Source organism: Clostridioides sp. GD02404 (assembly GCF_045898275.1).
Lineage (GTDB): Bacteria > Bacillota > Clostridia > Peptostreptococcales > Peptostreptococcaceae > Clostridioides > Clostridioides difficile_A.
Genome location: NZ_JBJOCA010000006.1, coordinates 26,835 through 44,564, shown reverse-complemented (window position 1 = coordinate 44,564; position 17,730 = coordinate 26,835). Strand labels below are relative to the sequence as shown.

Here is a 17,730-nt window from a genome sequence, read left to right as displayed (position 1 = left end):
TATTTTTCTCCCTAAATAATGGGCTATAAAATAAAAAATCATCTTAATCAATGGAAAATTTATCATAATAGGCTATATAACTTTATATTTTTATAAATTTTTTTACTAAATCTATAAAAATGAGCAATTTCTTGTATTATCTTATAATAATTGGAAATACTATCAAAATGTATGTTAATAGTTTGTGTTATCTCAAAATATTTGTTGCAAAAATGAAGTATTAATTTATATACATTAAAATATTTAAAACACAACATAACCCAACCTAAAAACAAGATATTGCAAATTATTTATACACAATCTACAATCTAAAAAATCAAAATAAAAAACATTATTAAAATATATAAATAATAATCCTTGATTTTTAGATTTATTTCTGTTAAAATCTAATATGTTGACGATGAATATGATAAAAAAATACAGGGAGGTGAACACGGTGGCAAATATAAAATCAGCTAAGAAAAGAATAGGTGTTATCGAAAAGAAAACTGCTTTAAATAGAGTTAGAAAATCTCAAATAAAAACTGCAATAAGAAGATTCGAAGATGCTGTTGCAGCTGGAAACAGAGAGGATGCTGTTGCTAAGTTCCAATACGCTCAAAAAAGAATATACCAAGTAGCTTCTAAAGGAACTATACATAAGAATGCTGCAGCTAGAAAAGTAGCTAAATTAGCTCAAAAATTAAACGGTATGAACGCTTAATTACCAGTTTATATTTCTTATATATAATAACCCCTATGTAGGGGTTTTTTATTTTGGAAATTTATACAATAAAAAATAAATAGTTAGAATAACTCTACTATTTATTTTCTATATATTATTAATTTATATAATTTGTCTTTTACAATATCTACTGACCAACATTTCTATTGCTAAAGTATCTCTTATAAGACCTGTTTTTATTTTATAATCACTTTCTAATATATAATTTAAGATTTCTACAATTATATCATCAGAAAAATTCTTAGTTTGCTTCAATGCTTTTCCTACAACAAATTGATGCATTTTTAGTTTGTCAGCTATGAGTTTTGTTGAATATCCATCAAGTTGTAATTGTCTTACTTGCATCACTATTTTAAATTGTCTTGCTATCATAGAAAATATCCCTAAAACAGACTCGCCTTCTTGTATCATATCATTCAATATTTTCATTGCATTAGAAGCATTTTGTTCTCCAATATAATCAATTAATTTAAATATATCATTCTCAACTTTTTTTTGAGATAATTTATCAATTACTTCGTTAGTTACATTATTACCCTTACCAACAAATGAACTTATTTTATTTATCTCGTTTTCCAAATCAGATAAAGTCTTTTCACTACTCTTGTCTCTGTATCCTTCTTGCTCGATGAAATACATTATTTGAGAATTTTCTATTATAACTTCATTTAGAGCAAAAGATTTTTTTATCCACTTAAATAAATCCATATCAGAAAGTTTATCACAATCAAAAACAATTCCATTACTTCCAATTTTCTTAACTAAAGATTTTCTTTTGTCAACATCTCCATACACAACAAAAACTATAGTGGTAGTATCTGGAGTATTGTCTAAATGCTCTATTAAGTATTTCTCATCACTATCAGTAAAATTCTTTTTCTTTCCTTTTAGTAATTCAAAATCTTTTATTATTACTATTTTTCTATCATCCATAAATGGAAGTGTTTCTATAGAGCTTATAAGCTGATTTAAGACTATTTCCTTTCCATCTATTATATCTAAATTAAAATCAAGCATTCCCTCGTTTAAACTCTCTTTAAATGCCTTTATTGCATTTTCGATTAAATAATACTCTCTTCCATAAAAAAGATACATTTTTTCAAAATTATTCTCTTTTACATTCCTTATAATATCCTTGTAATCCATTTTCTTGCTCCTTTATCTCTTTTCCTTCTATGTAAAATATGTAAAAAAACACTCCTATGTAATAAATCACTACAATATAAAATTTAGGATTTTCTATATTAATATATGCAAAATTTAAGTTGCTGAGCTTATATAGTAAAAAAAATATACTTTCTATCAACGAACTATTAAAAAAGGATATAATTTTAGCTATAACTACACTTACTTTAAATACTATTAAGCTTGCAATACTCAAATACATTATTACACCTACAAATGGTACTATAATCAAATTTCCTATAATTGAAAGTAATGGTATGCCCTTAAATGTATAATAAATTATAGGTAGAGTTAATATATTTGATGATATTGTCAATGATACCATACTTAATTTTACAATACTATTTATTCTATTATAGAATATTAATATAGAAAGTGTAGCTAAAAAAGACAATTGAAAGCTTACATTATATATAACATAGGGGTTATTCATAATTAAAACTATCCCTATTAGAGACAATGTTGATATACCATCCTTTTTTCTATCAATAAATATTGACAAATAGAACACTACAACAAATGTTATAGACCTAATTATGGATGGAGACGCACCTACCATTATACAATATAAAGTTATAAAAATCGACAATATTAATAATTTATACAATTTATTTATACCTCTTAATAAAAAAGATATAATTACACAAAGTATACCTGTATGAAGGCCAGATATAGATATTATATGACTAGTTCCTGTTCTAGTGAACATTTCTTTTTGTTCATCAGTCAGATTTTCAACTTCAGCTAATAATATAGAATTTATGAAATCAGAATTTTTCTTATATAAATATCTGTAAGTCTTACTTACATAAAGCTTTATTTTTCCAACTAAAGAATATATTTTATTTTTACCAATAACTTTATAGTTATTTATATATATTATACCTCTATATCCAGTGCTTTTTATATATCTTCCATAATCAAAATCATCATACTTCATCTTGTCTAAACTCTTAAATTTTCCTGTAATACTAACTTCTTGTCCAATTTTCAAATTTTTATTTCTTGAATAATCATTTATTAAAAAAACACCTACCTTATATTGATTGTATTTTTTCTTTTCACTTTTACCTTTAACAGCTCCCTGTATAGTTATTATCTTATCATTAAGTTCTTCATCTTTCTTTTTGCTATTTGTGGTCATAAATGATATAACTATTACAAATATTAATATAATTAATAAAGGCCTTCTTATTTGAATTATAATCACTCCTATATAAAAACATATTATCTAGATTATTTTCAAATAGTAAATTTTTAAACAATATAAATTATTATATAAAAAGAATACGCCAAAAGACTTTGAAAATCTTTTGGCGTATTCTTTTTATATATATTCATTTATATAGTTATTTTTTTTAGAAAAAATACACTTAAGTATTTCTATTGTTTCTTTTGAAACACCTTCCAAATTATTTAAGAAAATAGCTTCCTCTACATCTATATACGAAAATGCTAGCTGTGTTAAGGCATTTATATCTAATTTAATATCAAAGCCGTCTTGGGACTCTTCTATGGCTTTTTTATCTAATTTTTCTATAGATACCTTATGATTCTTTATAGAAACTTTAAATAGACCATTATTTTCATCTATAAACTTGTCTTCTATTAATAAATTAATCGAACCACTAATATCCTTATCCACAACTATATCCTCTATAAATTTCTTTACATTTATAACTCTTCCCATCATAAAAGGTTTTATTTTTATCTCACAATCTTTAGGGTTGTCTAATATAAATCTTATTTTGTCTATTATAGGAGCAGATATAGTAGCTATCTTACATTGAGTATTGTGATTGTATATAAATTTAAGCATTGATTTAAGAGCATCTATATTCTTATAAAATAACTCTCTAACAAACATTTTGTCTCCTTGAAGAAAATAAACTATATATCCATCTTTTTCATTACCTTCATGAATGTATAAAAGTCCATCTTCACTTTGAATTTCTTTAAATAAGTTTTCATAATAATGTTCATCTTTTAACACATTACCATTAACCCCATTTAAAAAAGCTCTATCTATTTGTATTAAATCATCAATTTGTGATACATCAGCTTTTATCATCTTTCCACTTAACTTAAAATTTTTTAAGTCATCTGTATTAAGTGTATATTCAATCTGGTCATAACAGTGTTCATACCCAAATCTTCTATAAAGTCTATAATCGATTGGCATTAATATAGAAACTAATTGTCCTTTTTTATACAATTCATTTAAAGTAAATTTAATAACTTTACTCATATATCCAGCTCCTCTTCCTTCTGGAAGTGTGGAAACCCCTACTACATACGATGTATTGTATACCTTATTGTTTAGTATTAACTTATACTGATTTAGCTGAAGAGAGGAAACAACTTTTCCTTCATCTAAAGCTACTACAGTATTTTCATATTTATACTTATCCTCAAAATAGAACTTCATAAAACTATCACTATCATTAAAACAATAACTCCAAATTTCTTTTATACTTTCTATTTCTTCCTCTTTAGCATACCTAATCTCCATATAGCCTACTAAGCCTCCCTAACACTGTACTTTTCAACAAATCTACAAGGATGATAAGAAAGTTTAGCCTTTCTTAGACCTTCAATACCTAAATCTTCTTCTCTATTTACAAATTCAACATCTTTAAATTCATTTACTAAAAATTGTTGGTTTATAAATGGATATAGACCTCTTATATCAGGATTAGCTTTTTCTATATGAATAAGTGCCATATTTTTGTTTAAAAGCTCTCCTATACTGAATGCTTCTAATTTTCCATCCACATAAACACCAAATACTTTTACTCTATCTTTTAGTACATCATAATGGTTAAATATCTTTTTGATACCTACCAATTCATCATCCATACTTTCATCAAATTCATCATTTTCTTCCTTATTACTTTCCCATTCTTTCATTAATACTAAACATTCATTGAAGTTTTCTTTATCTAATAATTTAACTTCATATCTACCTGCATATTCTTTTAAGAAATAATTTATATGATTTCTCTTCTTCTGGTTCTTCTTACCAGCTAGAGTTCTTAAACTTTCTGCATCATAGATATAGTCAAATAAATCTCTTTCTTCTATATACTCAAATCTATTTGGATACTTTTCTTTTAAAAATTCTACTACTTCAGTAGTAATACCTCTTAAGTATATCTTTTTATTATTTTTAGAAAAATATTCAAGTACAAAATCTACAACTTCTGGAAGTTTTTCTCTTTTAGCTAGTGGTAATATTGAGAAACTATCCCCTTCGTATTCACCAACTAAAACAGCAAAATCTTCTCCTATATAATATCCAGTCTTATAAACATGTTGCCACATATATAAAGTACTAAAACAGTACTCACAAGCTTCATAATCTACTAAATCAAAATATGGGTCTAGCTCCTTTTTTGAATTTAGTTCAATATCTTTGAAAAACATAAAATCCTCCTACCTTTTTTATTGCTTAATTTTTTAAATTTTATATCTATAAAAACTCCAATTTTATTTTGGTATTAATTTCATTTATATTGTTTAAAATATAAAATATAATAAGTCATATATATCTTATATTACCCATCATAAATTTATATAAACATGTAATGACTGGAGTGATTTTTTTATTGAGAAATAAAATTTTTTTATTAATACTTATTATAATATCACTTTTAAGCGGTTGTGACAAAAAATCTCTACTATCTATACATATGATAGATGTGGGACAAGGTGATAGTATTTTAGTACAAACACCCACAAATAAAAATATATTAATTGATGGAGGTGATGAAGATAGCGGAAATATAGTTACTAGTTATTTGAAACATAAAAAAATAAAAACTATTGATATAATAATAGCCACACATCCAGATTCAGACCATATAGGAAGTCTTGATAATGTCATAAAAAAATTTAATGTAAGTTCTATATATATGCCTGAACAATCAACAAGTAGTGAATCTTATCAAAATCTAATAAATTCTTGTACTGACAAAAACCTCTCTATTCAATATCTCTATAAAGATGATACTTTAAATATCGATAACAATATAAATATATATGTATTAAGTCCATCATATATACAAGAAGAATCAAATTTAAATTCAATAGTTTTTGAACTAACTTTTAATAATAACTCATTTTTATTTATGGGTGATGCAGAAGAATCAATTGAAAAAGAAATCTTACATTCTTTTGAACTGAACAATATTAATTTTATAAAAATAGGTCACCATGGAAGTAATTCATCATCATCTTTAGAATTTATAAAAAGAATTAATCCAGATATAGCTGCTATATCATGTGGATATAAAAATCAATATGGTCATCCTCATAAAGAAGTTCTCAACAATTTGAAACAAAACCATGTATCGATTTATAGAACAGATAAAATAGGTGATATTGTTTTTTATAGTGATGGAGAAATTATATTTACAAAACATAAATATGAGATAGATACATAAAAAAATAAAACTATAACTACATAATATAATTAGGCTAAAAGTATCAATATAAAATAGTTTTACATTGATACTTTTAGCCTTCAAAATACGTATTTAAACCTTATAAATTAAAATATTTAAACTTATTGTTCTAATAATTCATTCACTATTACAGATGCAATTATTAGCCCTCCTACAGATGGTACGAATGATACACTACCTGGTGTTACTTTTCTCCCATTCATTACTTTCTTTTTAAGTTCTATTGGTTGTTCAGTTGAATATACTACTTTTAATTTTTTAATTCCTCTATCTCTAAGTTCTTTCCTCATAACTTTGGCTAAAGGACAAGTACTTGTTTTGTGTATATCAGTAATGACTATTTTAGTTGGGTCTAATTTATTTCCCATACCCATAGAACTTATTATTTTTAAGCCTTTTTTTTCACAGGTTTCAATTAGATGTATTTTAGAGCTTACCATATCTATTGCATCCACAACATAATCATATCTTTCAGTCAATATTTCATCACTAGTATCTTTATTGTAAAGGCTTCTTATTTTTTTTATATTGATATTAGGATTTATATCCAAGATTCTATCTTCCATTACATCTACTTTATACTTTCCTACAGTTGAATGTAAAGCTGGTATTTGTCTATTTATATTAGTTATATCTACATCATCAAAATCCACAATAGTAAGATTACCAACTCCGGCCCTCGCTAGAGCCTCAACAGTAAAACTACCAACTCCTCCGACTCCAAATACTATTACATTTGAACTCTTAAGTTTTTCTATTCCATCATCTCCAACTAAAAAACTAGTTCTCGTTGTAAAATTATTTTCCATTTTTTCACTCTCCTAGATTTTTATCTAAACAATAATAGTATTATAAAATATACATTATATAATACTCAGATATTATATATCATTAAAAATAAATTTAAAAAGGTATCTTTTAATATTAAAAGATACCTTTTACATACTGGCGGGAATGCGTGGGAATCGAACCCACCTAAGAGGCTCTTAACCCCTCATACTAGTTTTGAAGACTAGAGGGCACACCGGCACCCATCCACTCCCATAGTGAAATGCTTCTCAACGAAATCTATAATATCATATATTTTGACTCTTTGCAACAATTTTTATAGATTTATTTGATAGTAAGTTATAATTTAAATAGCTTTTATCTATACATGGTTAAAATTTACTTTTTATTATGTGCTTAAAATTAAAAACTGGAAATTATATTTTATGTATATATAAAGAGCTCCTCTCTATATTAATTAAAATATAATTTCCAGTATAAATATAAATTATCTAATTATTTTAATATACGTATATCTATAGTTTTTCTTCCCCAGTTATAAACTGTCTTTGAGTCATTCATAAATATATCAATTTTATTTCCTTTTATTGCTCCACCACAGTCTTCTGCAGTAAATACCATGTCAAATTGAGGTATATAAACCTTAGTTCCATATGGTATAACCTTAGGGTCTACAGCTATCGTTCCCCACTTAGGCTTTGTTCCTGTAGCAGTTATACTATGACCAGTATATGCAGTTGCTACCACTCTCATATTTTTACCATTGTTACTACTACTATTACTAGATGATGATGAAGCCATTCTTCTTGAGTTTTCTCCCCTTGATGAAGCTACTTGCATCTCTACTTTTGTTCCTTTGCTTACAACTTTGTTTACAGGCTCAGCTTTAACAACCTTTTTCACAAATTCCTTTTCTACTTTCTTTCCATTGTGATAAGTTTCTTTATATATTAATTCACTTTTCCCAGATTTTCCTTCTTCTTTAACTTCAGAGTCTCCCTTTGATAAAGAACCATCTTCAACAACTGTAACTTCAAATGGAATATCTTTAGTTTCTACAACTGTTTTTTCTTTTACATCAATTACTTCTATTTTATCTCCATTAGATAATTTTGAGTTTTCATCTAAAGTAACTATATCATTTGCATCATAGCTAATGTTTTGAGATTCTAAAAGGTCTCCTACATTAGAACTAAATGTTGATATAGTTCTTTCTTCTCCCTTTACTACTAATGTTACTTGTTTATTAAGTGCAGAGTACCCTGATAATATCCCAACTGATAAAACAACCGCCATTACCGAGACTTTAGCATTACTCAATTTTTTAAAATTCATATAAACTTTCCTCCCTCAAATTTTTTTACACTATATATTTTGCTTCATAAAATTCTGCTTTGTAGATTTCTTTTTTTGTTTGTGTTTTTTGTGTAACTAAATTGTAACTATTTTTTAAAGAGTTGTCAACTTGACAAAAAAATAGAAATATGTATGCATAGTATTTTCAACTATTCAAACATATTTCTATAAGTTACAACAATGTAATTGTTTGTTGTTGTTTTGTTATCATTTTGTTACCTTTTAATTTTATATATTTTCTATTTGCCAATTGATAGGTTCTTTTCCTAACTTTTCAAGAATTTCATTTATCTTAGAGAAGTGTTTACATCCAAAAAAACCTTTACTTGCTGATAATGGACTTGGATGAGGTGCTTCTAAAATATAATGCTTACTTGTATCAATCAATTCTACTTTTTTACGTGCATTACTTCCCCATAATACGAAAATAACTGGGTCTTCACGTTCGCTTAAAATAGAGATTACTCTATCTGTGAAAATTTCCCATCCTTTATTTTTATGAGAATTAGCTTCATGTGCTCTAACAGTAAGAGCAGTATTTAAAAGTAATACTCCTTGGTCTGCCCAAGGCATCAAATATCCATTGTTAGGTATAAAACACCCTAAATCTTCTTTTAATTCTTTATACATATTTAATAAAGATGGTGGAGTTTTCACTTGTGGTTGAACTGAAAAAGCTAAACCATGAGCTTGATTATCTCCATGATAGGGGTCTTGTCCCAGTATCAAAACTTTTGTATCTTTATATGAAGTATGTTTCAAAGCTTCATATATATTATGCATATTCGGGAATATTTGACGTGTTTTATACTCTTCTATAAGAAATTTTCTTAAATTTAAGTAGTAATCTTTTTCAAATTCTTCTTTCAATAATTCATTCCAATCATTTTCTAGGTTAACCATATTTATCACCAATTCCTTTCAATTGTTTTTATTATTTTATTTAGAAATTATATCTTCTTGATTATCATCCTTTTCATTTGTATTTATTTTTATGCTAACTCTATTAGGTATACAAACTATGCTTTGACTTGGTTTATTTATAAAACCAGTATGTACACAAACCTCGTCAGGACATGAAGCATCTACTATTTCTACCCCTTTATCATGAATCTTTACTATATTATACCCCCCTCTATTCTCTATTTTAAATTCTTCTTTGGCATCTATTGGAACAGTTTTATACAATTTATTATCTACATAAATCTCAATATTTCCAGCATTTTTAGAATTTATAACATTTATTATTCCATAACATGCTGTAATAACAACTAAAATGCCTAAAATAAGAAGAATGTCTTTTTTCTTCATTTTTTGTCCTCCTATGAAATTATGTTATAATAAAATAATAACACAATTTCATAGGAGGAATATACCATGAATAAGAAAAAAATCACATTTATTTTTGTGATATTGATTTTAGCATTAATTTTATTTTCATTTTTTAGGAGTTCAAGCCAGAATACTAAATATAGTAAAACTAGCTATTACCTTGGTACAGTGAATGAAGTTACTGTATTTAATATAAAAGAATCCAAAAGTGATAAAATCTTAAATGAATGTGATTCAATTTTAAGATATATTGATAATAAAATGAGCACTCATATACCAGGCAGTGATGTTTCTAAAATAAATGATAATGCTGGAAAGAATTTTGTCAAAGTTTCAGATGATACGTTTTTCGTTGTAAAAGAGGCAATACAATATTCCAAACTATCAAGTGGATATTTTGACATAACAATTGGTCCAGTATCAAACTTATGGGCAATTGGAACAGATAAAGCTAAAGTTCCAAGTGATTCTGAAATAAAAGAGCTTTTGCCTCTAATTGATTATAAAAACATTGTATTAGATGAAAAAAATAAATCTATAAAATTGACCAAAGAAAACATGAAAATTGATTTAGGCGCAATAGCTAAAGGGTATGCTGCTGATAAAATTGTGTCCCATTTAAAATCAGAAGGTGTACAAAAAGGTTTAGTTAATTTAGGAGGCAATATATTTACTTTAGAAAATGGTAAAAATGATAAGCCTTTTAAAATCGGCATTCAAGACCCAACTAGTAAAAATGGAGAATCTATAGGAAATATAGAAACCACAAACAAATCTGTTGTTACATCTGGAATTTATGAAAGATTTATAGAAAAGGATGGCAAAATATATCATCACATGCTAAATCCATCTACAGGTTATCCTTTTGAAAATAGCTTAAGTAGTGTAACAATAATATCTGATAAATCTATTAATTGTGATGCTTTATCTACTTCTACATTTGGACTTGGACTTGAAAAAGGTATGAATTTAATTAATAGTATTGATAATGTAGATGCTATATTTATAACTAAGGATAAAAAAGTATACTTAACTGATGGTATAAAAGATAACTTCAAACTTACTGACAAAGCTTTTTCTATTGAAAAACTAAATAAGTAGTAAACTCATACTCTAAATACTTACCATAGGTATATATACTTATCTAAAACAAATCTACATAAACCATGTTATAAGAAATAAATTATACTGGCAAAGATAAACTTAAGACTTTAACAACAATAAAAAAGCACCTTATTATATTAAAGGTGCTTTTCATAACATTCTAGTAATTATTACAAACAATTTATATTTTACTCTATAAAATTTTCTTCATCATATTTTTTAATACATAATCGCTCAAACAATATCATAATTATTGAAACAAAACTTACTTATCTTGTTTTTTAGAATTATTTTATAAAGACTTTAAAAATAAATCCATCCTATTTAAAGCTTCAACCACATTTTCTTTTTGAGTTCCTAAGTTTATTCTAACATAATTCTCTCCATCTTTTACAAAATGGCTTCCATCCTCCAATAATACTCCTGTATCAATAGCCAGTTTATCAGTAAATTCACTCGCGCTTATTCCTAGCCCACTTATATCCATCCACGCCAAATAAGACGACTCCATCTTCATCAATTTTATATTATCATATTTTTCTACCCAAGCTTCTAAAAGTTCATAATTTGATTTTATATATTTGTTTACATCACTCAACCACTCACGACATTCATTATAAGCACTTATCAATCCTATAATTCCAAACACATTTGGAGAAGTTATAGAGTTTTGTTTTAGTTTATCTCTGAATATCTCTCTTATATCCTTATTTATAACGATTGAGTAAGAAGTCTTTAATCCTCCAAGATTAAACCCTTTATTTGGTGATGTCAATAGAATAACATTTTCTAAAAGCTCTTTTTCAATTTTAAGTATTGAATTAAATTCACCATAATGAATATGTTCTGCATGTACTTCATCTGCAACCAAAATAACATTGTTTTCTTTACATATGGTTGCTACTTTTTCCATCTCCTCAATCGACCATATTCTTCCAGATGGATTATGTGGTGTACAAAACATCATTAACTTAGGTTTATTTTCTTTAATTTGAGCCTCTAATTTATCAAAGTTTATATAATATCTATCATTTATAATATCTAATGTATTACAAACTATATTTACACCTTGCTTTTTGGCTGATGATTCAAAAGGGTCATAAACTGGTGTATTTAATATTATACTATCCCCCTTTTGACAAAAAGCTTGTACTACATAGTGAAGTGTCGATACAGTTCCATAAGTCAATGTAATCCATTCTCTTTCTACCTTTACCTTATGCATATCATTTTGCCATCTGATAACTGAATCATAAAATTCATCATAACAGTATGTATATCCAAACACACCTCTTTTTACAGCTTCAATAAATTTATTTTCTATTTCTGTTGGTATTTTAAAATCCATATCAGCAATCCACATTGGTACAAAATCTTCTCTAATATCTCCAAACTTATCTCTTATAATATTTAAATCCCATTTTCTACACTTTTCACTTACTCTATCTGGTCTATCATCAAAATTATACATTTAAATTTACCTCTTCTTTTCTAATTATCTTACTTATTATAAAATATTTGTCTAATTAACTTTTAATTTACAACTATTAAATCTTTAGTAGATGTAGTCAACCTCATACATCCATCTTGTGTTATAAGTACATCATCTTCTATTCTTACTCCCCCAAGATTTGGTATATATATGCCTGGCTCTATAGTTATAATCATACCTTCCTTTAATACTTCTTTTGATTCAGAAGCTAATGCAGGATATTCATGAACCATAATACCTACACCATGACCTAAATTATGACCAAAATTATCAGCATATCCATATGAACCAATTATATCTCTTGCAACTTTATCTATTTCACCAGTAGTCATACCTGGTTTTAAAACCTTTATACACTCTTCATTAGCTTCTTTTACTATATTATATATTTCTTGTAACTCTTTATTTACAGTACCCATACATATAGTTCTAGTAATATCAGAACAATAATTATTGTATTTAGCACCAAAATCAAAAGTAACAAAATCTCCATACTCTATAATTTTTTCACTGGCTTTTCCATGAGGCAATGCTCCTCTCAATCCAGATGCTACTATAGTATCAAAAGACTCTTTTTGACCACCCAACTCTTTTATAAATCTAACAATTTCATTTTCCACTTGTTTTTCAGTCATACCAACTTTTATAAAATCAATTATATGATAAAATGTAGCATCGACTATTTCACAAGCTTTTTTTATATATTTTATTTCATCATCGTCTTTTTCTTTTCTTAAAGTAGATAAATCAACCGATTTTAAAGTTACACTTAACCTTTGACTCATATTCTTATATGAATCAAAAGATACTTCACTTCCTTCAAATCCAATTTCTTTTATATTTTGATTTTCGCAAATTTCATTGACTATATCAAAGTAGGTTCTGTTTTTATCCATTAATATGACATCAAATAAATTTGATTTTCTTTTGATTTCTTCAAAGTATCTAAAATCTACTATTATATATTGTTTCCTTTTAGTTATAAAAACATAACCTGATGAACTAAATAGATTCCCAATGTAAAATTTATTGGTAGAACTATTAATAAGAATACCTTCTATATCATATTCTTCTAAATACTTTCTTATTTTTTCTATTTTACTCATATTTTTTATCCACCACCTTTAATTAATATATAGGTAAGGCTGGTAATATTAATTAAAACAATATTACCAGCCAAAGTTATCATAAATAAACTTAAATGTTAGTCTATATAATCCACAACAAGTTTACCATCTTTTATTAATTTATTTCTATAGAATATATTTCCTACAGCTATGAATATAGCACCAACTGCTATACCTATGATATACCCAAACAAGTTATCAACTAGAGGCCATGCCCATATAGCTGACTCTGGGAACCATTGAATTGCACCTAGAACTATACCTGTAATAGCTCCTATTACACTTCCCACTATGTTTAAAGGTATAACAAAACCTGGTCTTTCAAGTGCAAATGGTATTGCTCCCTCAGATATACCCATAAATGATAGGAATATAGAAGTCTTTCCTGCTTGATAGAATTGTCTATCATATACTCTTCTTCCTACTAATCTTTTATCTAATAAAGTTGTTAATCCTAATCCAATTGGAGGAACAACTATAGCTATTGTTCTTGCCGTTATTGGTAGTACATTCTCTGTAGTTAAACCAAGTGCAACGAATCCTGCTGCTTTATTTATTGGTCCTCCTAAGTCAAATGCTGTAGCTGCTGCTAAAGCTGTTGCATATACATACTCTCCAGCTGCTCCTGCTGCTGTTAAGAAGTTTTTCATACTTTCATTAATTAAACCACCAATTGGAGTTATTATAAATATCATCAATATCATACAAGTTAATGATGCTATTAGTGGTATTAAAAATGTTGTCTTAAAAGCTAACCAGTTATGAGAAACTTTTATAGATTTATTTAACCATTTTACAAAGTATCCTATTATAAATGCTATTAATATCGCACCTAAAAATCCTGATGCAACTGGAACAACTTCCGTCCATTGACCATCCACAAATTGTGGCACACCTACAGGTTTATTAGCTATATATCCACCTATAAAACCTGCAATTAAAGCTGTTTTTCCACCTATAGAATTTGCACAAAATGCTGCAAATAGTGGTATTGCAAATCCAAACAAAGTAAATCCGAAATTTGACATTAATTGTGCCATATTTAAAAGAGTAAGTTTAAACCCTGTAAAATCACCTGAATTCATAGCATCAACTATACCTACAGATGGGTCAAGTCCTAATATGGCATATGGTATTAATTGAGATAAGGCTCCTATAAGTCCACCCATTACTAAAACTGGTATCATATATGATATACCTGTCATTATATGTTTACTTATTTCCTTCCATTTTCCATTTCCCTTTGATTGAGTTGGATTAGATGGAGTAGGTTTTCCTACATTGTTTCCTCCTGTTGTAGAAGCACCTGAACTGTTTATAACTTTTTTCTTAATTGCCATTCTATTTCCTCCACAATAAATTTATTATATTCCTAAATCTTCTTCGATTTCTTTTATAACACCTTCTGCATTTTTTATAGCTTCTTGTAACTCAACTTCATATACTTCACAACCATCAAATCTTTCCATGCCTTCTGGAGTTATTGCTACTGCATGTATTATCATAGTTGCACCTAATATATCATCTCTTGTTAACTCATTTTGTACACCATCTGCACCTTGAGTTTCAACTTTAGCTTCATAACCTAGTGCCTTTGCAGCTTGTTCTATTGCCTCTGCTGCCATGAAAGTGTGAGCTAGTCCCATTGGACAAGCACATAATGCTACTAATTTTTTATTCATTTTAAATTCCTCCTACTTTTCAATTAATTATTTGTTTTATTTTAGCCTTAGCGTTTAATTATAAACCCAAAGCTTCATTTATTAATTTAGATATTTCTTCAACATTATCACTCTTTAAAAGAGAATCTTTAAAGTCTTTATTTATTAATTTTCTTGAAAGAGATGATAATAATTTAAGATGAATATTCTCTTTACTTTTTCCTGGCATAAGTAAGCTTATTGCCAATTTAACCTTATCTTCATCTTCATTCCAAACAACATCATCAGTAAATTTCAATACTACCACTGCTGGATTTTCAATTGCATCATTTTTAGTATGAGGTATTGCGATAGATTCACCTAAATTTGTAGTAAATTGTTCTTCCCTAGCCATTAACCCTTCATATACTAAATTTTCGTCATTTGTTAAGTTTAATTCTTTAGCTTTTTTTGCTATAAATTTTAAAACCTCAATCTTAGACTTAGTATCAACATTTAAAAATACATATTCTGTGTTAAATATGTTTGTTTCCATTATTAATTTCCTCCTTAATTACCTATCAGTGCCATTAATTTATTAAAGTCACATATTTTAATAATTCCTCTTACTCCACCTTCATCTTTTATAAAATTATAAAGGTATTTAAATATTGAAAAATTATGTTTTTCTTTAGTGTTAAAAAATACCATAAATACTAGTTGAACTTCTTGTTTATCCCAAACTATTGGATTTTCAAGTATACCAACTCCTATTATAGATTTTTTATCTCCCTTCACAATTGTGTGAGGTATTGCTACTAGATTTCCTATCTCAGTTGATGAGATATTTTCTCTGTCTATTATGCTTTCTATTGAGCTTTCTTCTATAAAATCTCTTTCTTTTAGTTTGTTTGAAAGAGAAAGTATAACTTCTTCTTTCGTACTAGCCTTTATACTAAAAAAAGCTTTTTCATCAAACATATTACTTATTATCTTTCTTCTTTCCTCTTTTTCGTAAAATGCTTTGTTTACGTTTTCAATTAAGCTATCATCAAATATATTTTCGATATACAAGACAGGTTTTTCATAACCTTTTAATTCAACAGTAGACACTATTAAATCAACATCTTGGCTTATAGCCATATCAAGATATCTAACTGGATAAACACCTACAACGTTTAAGTCACTTATATTTTGCTTTAATTTTTCAGAAATAAGTTGACCTGTTCCTATCCCATAATGGCAGACTATACAAATCTTCTTACTAGTATTTTTTTTCATTCTTTCATTTGAAGCAGCAAAATGAATAGCTATATATCCAAGTTCATCTTCATCAAGTTTTAAATTAAACTCAGTTTCTAGTTTGTTTGATAAAAACACAGCTAGATTAAAAGCTATTGGGAACTTTTCTTTTATCTGATGAAGCAGAGGATTATTAGATTTTATATTAGCTTTAGCCCTATTTAAAAATCTCTTTATATGGTCAGATATTGAAACCATAAACTCTTCATCTTTCGTATAATCACTTCCAGAAATAAGTAATATATCTTGAAGTGCACTATTTATAACATTATTTATTCGTTCCTCAATTTCACTTGTATTTTTTCTTCCTTGTGTACCTTTATATGCGATTACACCAGAGTAATTTGAAATATAAATCACTTCATCTTCAATAAGTTTAAATCCAACCTTATCAGATATTTCTTTCATTAAGCTTTCTATAAAAGAGTAATTATGAAATCTATAACTTGTATCTATTAGATTTATATTGTTACTATGTCCTCTCTTACTTCTAAACACAGAAACAATTATCTTTGAAAGCAGAAGATTAAAATCTTTATCTGAAATTATTGTATCTTTCTCTCTTAAATGTTTTTCTAAAATACTTTCTATACAGTGTATATCGTTTTCACTAATGTCATCTAAAAGCACCTTGATTTTACTTTTTTCATCCAGTTTTATTGCATAGTCAGTAATCAATTGTCTTATATTAATTTCTTCACCATGTATATAGCTTCCATAGTAAGGTTTAGATTTTATAACTAAGTCATACTTTTCAAGTTTTCTTTTAAGCTTACTGGACAATTTGTTTATAGCAGCTATACTTAGATTTAATTCTTCTGCCATTGCTTCTATACTCATATAATTTCTATTAATAAGCATACATATTATATTTGACATTCTTGATTCTTCAGAGTCATCTAAAAAACCATCAATATATTTATTTGCTTCTTTAACAGCTCTTGCTATATTGCTTTTAGAGCCACTTAGCTTATATCCTATACCTCTAGAAGAAGCTATTACCAAATCATACTTGCTTAAAATACTATTTAAATCTGCTATATATCTTTTAATAGTTTTTGTAGACACATCCAATTTGATAGCTAATTCATTTGATGTCATATATCCGTCTTTATTGCTTAAACTTTTTACTATTACTGCATGTTTCTTAGTTATCATTGTATCACCTTCTCTTTGATTTCAATTATATATCAAGTAAAATTTTAATTGTATA

17 protein-coding genes and 1 tRNA gene are annotated in these 17,730 nt (G+C 26.9%); 3 read left to right on the top strand and 15 right to left on the bottom strand.

All coding sequences use genetic code 11. The annotated features are described in order from the left end of the window. The first annotated feature begins 436 nt into the window (after nucleotides 1–436). Nucleotides 437–703, top strand: a complete 267-nt coding sequence (rpsT, locus tag Q3287_RS05415; protein ID WP_021385419.1) for a 30S ribosomal protein S20 — start codon at nucleotides 437–439, stop codon at nucleotides 701–703. 123 nt (nucleotides 704–826) lie between these two features. On the opposite strand, the gene holA is transcribed toward rpsT, so the two are convergent. From holA to Q3287_RS05395, 4 genes are all read right to left on the bottom strand, one after another. After that, entirely contained in the window at nucleotides 827–1,870 is a 1,044-nt protein-coding gene (holA, locus tag Q3287_RS05410; protein WP_054277201.1) for a DNA polymerase III subunit delta, read from the bottom strand. Then, nucleotides 1,830–3,125: a ComEC/Rec2 family competence protein gene (locus tag Q3287_RS05405; protein WP_407963668.1), complete on the bottom strand. Its 1,296-nt coding sequence runs from the start codon at nucleotides 3,123–3,125 to the stop codon at nucleotides 1,830–1,832. Before Q3287_RS05405 ends, holA begins: the two co-directional genes overlap by 41 nt. A 111-nt stretch (nucleotides 3,126–3,236) precedes the next feature. Next, complete coding sequence (gene eis / locus Q3287_RS05400) at nucleotides 3,237–4,421, bottom strand: enhanced intracellular survival protein Eis (protein WP_407963632.1); 1,185 nt, start codon at nucleotides 4,419–4,421, stop codon at nucleotides 3,237–3,239. Between the two features lie 8 nt (nucleotides 4,422–4,429). Beyond that, the gene (locus tag Q3287_RS05395) at nucleotides 4,430–5,335 is read right to left on the bottom strand and encodes a DUF2156 domain-containing protein (RefSeq protein ID WP_021385469.1); all 906 of its coding nucleotides are present in this window, start codon (nucleotides 5,333–5,335) and stop codon (nucleotides 4,430–4,432) included. Nucleotides 5,336–5,517: 182 nt separating this feature from the next. On the opposite strand from Q3287_RS05395, the gene Q3287_RS05390 reads away from it, so the two are divergent. Next, complete coding sequence (locus tag Q3287_RS05390) at nucleotides 5,518–6,354, top strand: ComEC/Rec2 family competence protein (RefSeq protein ID WP_407963631.1); 837 nt, start codon at nucleotides 5,518–5,520, stop codon at nucleotides 6,352–6,354. 122 nt (nucleotides 6,355–6,476) lie between these two features. On the opposite strand, the gene Q3287_RS05385 is transcribed toward Q3287_RS05390, so the two are convergent. From Q3287_RS05385 to Q3287_RS05365, 5 genes are all read right to left on the bottom strand, one after another. Next, nucleotides 6,477–7,184 carry a ThiF family adenylyltransferase gene (locus tag Q3287_RS05385; RefSeq protein WP_054277204.1) on the bottom strand — a complete coding sequence of 236 codons (708 nt, stop codon included), beginning with the start codon at nucleotides 7,182–7,184 and terminating at the stop codon, nucleotides 6,477–6,479. Between the two features lie 137 nt (nucleotides 7,185–7,321). Further along, nucleotides 7,322–7,418 (bottom strand) — tRNA-Sec (locus Q3287_RS05380). A 241-nt stretch (nucleotides 7,419–7,659) separates the two neighbouring features. Then, nucleotides 7,660–8,499, bottom strand: coding sequence for a G5 domain-containing protein (locus Q3287_RS05375; protein ID WP_054277205.1), 840 nt, complete (start codon nucleotides 8,497–8,499; stop codon nucleotides 7,660–7,662). Nucleotides 8,500–8,748: 249 nt separating this feature from the next. Continuing rightward, nucleotides 8,749–9,423 carry a uracil-DNA glycosylase gene (locus Q3287_RS05370; protein ID WP_021385356.1) on the bottom strand — a complete coding sequence of 225 codons (675 nt, stop codon included), beginning with the start codon at nucleotides 9,421–9,423 and terminating at the stop codon, nucleotides 8,749–8,751. A gap of 36 nt (nucleotides 9,424–9,459) precedes the next feature. Next, entirely contained in the window at nucleotides 9,460–9,831 is a 372-nt protein-coding gene (locus tag Q3287_RS05365) for a NusG domain II-containing protein (RefSeq protein WP_407963630.1), read from the bottom strand. A 66-nt stretch (nucleotides 9,832–9,897) separates the two neighbouring features. On the opposite strand from Q3287_RS05365, the gene Q3287_RS05360 reads away from it, so the two are divergent. Next, nucleotides 9,898–10,953 carry an FAD:protein FMN transferase gene (locus Q3287_RS05360; RefSeq protein ID WP_407963629.1) on the top strand — a complete coding sequence of 352 codons (1,056 nt, stop codon included), beginning with the start codon at nucleotides 9,898–9,900 and terminating at the stop codon, nucleotides 10,951–10,953. A gap of 295 nt (nucleotides 10,954–11,248) precedes the next feature. Here Q3287_RS05360 and Q3287_RS05355 read toward each other — a convergent pair whose 3' ends face one another. From Q3287_RS05355 to Q3287_RS05330, 6 genes are all read right to left on the bottom strand, one after another. Then, nucleotides 11,249–12,427 carry a MalY/PatB family protein gene (locus Q3287_RS05355; RefSeq protein ID WP_407963628.1) on the bottom strand — a complete coding sequence of 393 codons (1,179 nt, stop codon included), beginning with the start codon at nucleotides 12,425–12,427 and terminating at the stop codon, nucleotides 11,249–11,251. 62 nt (nucleotides 12,428–12,489) lie between these two features. Beyond that, entirely contained in the window at nucleotides 12,490–13,554 is a 1,065-nt protein-coding gene (locus Q3287_RS05350) for an aminopeptidase P family protein (protein WP_407963627.1), read from the bottom strand. Nucleotides 13,555–13,652: 98 nt separating this feature from the next. Beyond that, nucleotides 13,653–14,915, bottom strand: coding sequence for a PTS fructose transporter subunit IIC (locus tag Q3287_RS05345; protein ID WP_054271093.1), 1,263 nt, complete (start codon nucleotides 14,913–14,915; stop codon nucleotides 13,653–13,655). A 24-nt stretch (nucleotides 14,916–14,939) separates the two neighbouring features. Beyond that, entirely contained in the window at nucleotides 14,940–15,257 is a 318-nt protein-coding gene (locus tag Q3287_RS05340) for a PTS fructose transporter subunit IIB (protein WP_003416512.1), read from the bottom strand. 58 nt (nucleotides 15,258–15,315) lie between these two features. Further along, nucleotides 15,316–15,771 (bottom strand): PTS sugar transporter subunit IIA, encoded by a 456-nt coding sequence (locus Q3287_RS05335; RefSeq protein ID WP_054277209.1) that lies wholly within the window; start codon nucleotides 15,769–15,771, stop codon nucleotides 15,316–15,318. A 14-nt stretch (nucleotides 15,772–15,785) separates the two neighbouring features. After that, entirely contained in the window at nucleotides 15,786–17,675 is a 1,890-nt protein-coding gene (locus Q3287_RS05330) for a BglG family transcription antiterminator (RefSeq protein ID WP_054277210.1), read from the bottom strand. Between the last annotated feature and the right edge of the window lie 55 nt (nucleotides 17,676–17,730).